We start from the raw sequence: 2,763 nt of genomic DNA, 5'->3' as shown, positions 1-2,763 counted from the left end.
GACCAGCGGCAGCGCCACATTGTCCGATATCGAGGCCTGCAGATGCAGGCCTTGCGTCTTGCGGTCCTCGGTGACCAGAGCGATGCCCAGCCGCCGCGCATCGCGCGGTGAGCGGATGTCCACCGGCTGGCCGTCGAGCCGGATCTCGCCGCCGGCACGGCCATCGCTCGAGCCGAAGATCGCTTCCATGATCTCGGTGCGGCCGGAGCCCAGCAACCCGCCAATGCCGAGGATTTCTCCGGCGGCCAGATCGAAGCTGATGCCGCCGATCACCTGCCGCCAGCCCTGGCGGTCTGGCTTCGACAGCGACAGATCGCTGACCGAAAGTACGGTCCTGCCGCCGGGATCCCGCTCGTCCTGGGAGGATGCTAGCAGGTCCCGTCCGACCATCGCCGAAATGATGGCATTTTCGTCAAGCTCGGCCATCGGCCGCGTCAGCACATGGCGCCCGTCGCGGAACACGGTGACGCGGCCGGCCAGATGCATGACCTCGTCGATGCGGTGCGAGATGTAGACGATGGCGACACCGCTGTCGGCAAGCTGGCCGATGATGCGAAACAGCCGTTGGCATTCGGCCGGCGACAGTGCCGAGGTCGGCTCGTCCATGATCAGCATACGCGCCGACATCGACAGCGCCTTGGCGATCTCGACCAGCTGCTGTTCGCCGACACGCAGCGCGCCGACGCGTGCGTCCGGATCGAGTTCGATGCCGAGCCGCTGCAGGAGGGCGCTTGCCGCGCGGCTGCTCGCCTTGCGGTCGACGATCAGACCCGCGATCAGCTTCTCGCGCCCGAGAAAGATGTTGTCGGCGACGCTCAGTTCCGGCACCAGGTTGAGCTCCTGGTGGATGATGGCGATGCCCGCGTCCTCGGCGTCGCGCACGCCGGCGAAGCTGACCGGCCTTCCGTCGATGCTGACCGTGCCTTCGTAGCCGGTATAGACGCCGGAGAGGATCTTCATCAGCGTCGACTTGCCGGCGCCGTTCTCACCCATCAAGGCATGCACTTCGCCGCGCCGCAATTCGAAGCCGACATCGACGAGCGCGGCGATGCCGCCAAAGCTCTTCGAAATATGCTCGGCGCTCAGAACGGTGTCCGAGCGATCCGATGTCGCATTGCGCGCCGAGGAAAGGGAATTGCTCTGTTCCATGACAATGGCGGCCTCCCTTCCGTCTTCGTCAGCTTCTCGAACGCTAATCTAAACGTTTCGATCCTGTCAAGCCGATATAGGGTGACGAAACTTTGATGCATTTCAATTCTTGCCTAAAATGGCGGGATTCCGTAGGTATTGCTGGCAAGGGGTGACGAAACGTTTCGAAAATGACAGCGTCAGGGCCAAAAAAACAACGCAAATCCACCGCGCCCACCATGTTGCACGTGGCCGAAGCGGCGCGTGTCTCGGTCGCCACCGTGTCGGCGCTGATCAACGGCACCGCAACCGTGAGTCCGGAGCTCAGCGCTCGAATCGAGCAGGCGATCCGCGATATCGGCTACAAGCGCAACGCCATAGCCCGCAGCCTGAAGATGGGTACGACGCGCACCATCGGCTTGACCGTTCCCCACATCACCAACCCGTTCTTCACCGCCGTCGTCTCGGTCATCCAGCAGGCCTTCGACCGCGCCGGCTATGCTGTCATGCTGTGCTGTACCGACGAGGATTTGAACACCCAGGACGACCAGATCAGGCTGCTGCTCGACCGCATGGTCGACGGCTTGATCGTGGCGCGCGTCGGTGACGGCGCGATCCTCGAGCGGATCGTCGCCGATGCCAACGTGCCGGTGGTGCTGATGGATCGCCTGTGCGAGGGGGTCGACACCGACGCCGTGGTTCTCGACAACCAGCGCGCGGTGTTCGACGCCATCAGCTATCTGATCGACCTCGGCCACCGCCGCATCGGGTACATCACCGGCACCTCGGATATTTCACCCATGCATGACCGCATGACCGGATATTGCGAGGCGCTCCAGGCCGCCGGCTTGCCGGTGGCCGAGGAACTGGTTCGCTCCGGCAATTTCCACGAGATCGACGGCTACAACGCAACCATGCAGCTTTTGTCGCTGCATGACCGGCCAAGCGCGATCTTCTCGGCCAACAACCCGATGGTGATCGGAACCATGAAGGCGATCCGCGACATCGGCTTGTCCTGTCCGGAGGACATTTCGGTCGCTTGCTTCGACGATTTTCCCTGGTCCGACGTGTTCCAGCCGCAGCTGACCACGGTGGCGCAGCCGGTGCAGGCCATCGGCGAGCAAGCGGCCAATCTGCTGCTCGACCGCCTCGCCGGCAACCGGGACACGCCGCCGCGCAAGCTCGTGCTCAAGGGCCGTCTGATGATCCGCAACTCATGCCGGCCGCTGGGGGCGGTTCAGAGCGTCAGTGCCTAAAGCATGATGCCGAAAAATGTGAAGCGGTTTTCGGACGCCATCCTGCTTCCCGAGATTTGGAGCCTGATCAGGACGTAAAGACACCGGAACACAGCGCCTGCAGCTTCGAAAACACGCCCTTGCCGCCCGTGATGACCTGCGTGCCGCTCTGGAGCACCGTCTTCGGGTCCGCCTTCAGAACGGTGCCGCCAGCCTCCTCGATCAACAGCATGCCGGCCACGCAGTCCCAGGCGTTCATGTGTTCTTCGACATAGCCGAGCAGCCGGCCCGAGGCGACATAGGCGAGCATCAGGGCGCCTGACGCGTTGCGGAAGAAGACGCCGCCTTCGGCGAGGATCTTCTTGATCAGCACGGCGATGTTTTCGGCCTCGGCCCGGTT

Annotated in this window: 3 protein-coding genes; 1 reads left to right on the top strand and 2 read right to left on the bottom strand. The window is 63.5% G+C overall.

Annotated elements, in window-relative coordinates:
• A partial coding sequence (locus EOA36_RS32735) for a sugar ABC transporter ATP-binding protein (protein WP_145969438.1) occupies positions 1 to 1,149 on the bottom strand: 1,149 nt, incomplete at its 3' end.
• Between the two features lie 218 nt (positions 1,150 to 1,367).
• On the opposite strand from EOA36_RS32735, the gene EOA36_RS32730 reads away from it, so the two are divergent.
• Positions 1,368 to 2,384 (top strand): LacI family DNA-binding transcriptional regulator, encoded by a 1,017-nt coding sequence (locus EOA36_RS32730; RefSeq protein ID WP_127280930.1) that lies wholly within the window; start codon positions 1,368 to 1,370, stop codon positions 2,382 to 2,384.
• A gap of 67 nt (positions 2,385 to 2,451) precedes the next feature.
• Here EOA36_RS32730 and EOA36_RS32725 read toward each other — a convergent pair.
• The coding region (locus EOA36_RS32725) for an inositol monophosphatase family protein (protein WP_281040103.1) at positions 2,452 to 2,763 on the bottom strand (312 nt) is incomplete at its 5' end.

The organism is Mesorhizobium sp. M8A.F.Ca.ET.021.01.1.1 (genome assembly GCF_003998025.1).
In the GTDB taxonomy this organism is placed as follows: Bacteria; Pseudomonadota; Alphaproteobacteria; order Rhizobiales; family Rhizobiaceae; genus Mesorhizobium.
This window is presented reverse-complemented; position numbering and strand designations above follow the sequence as displayed.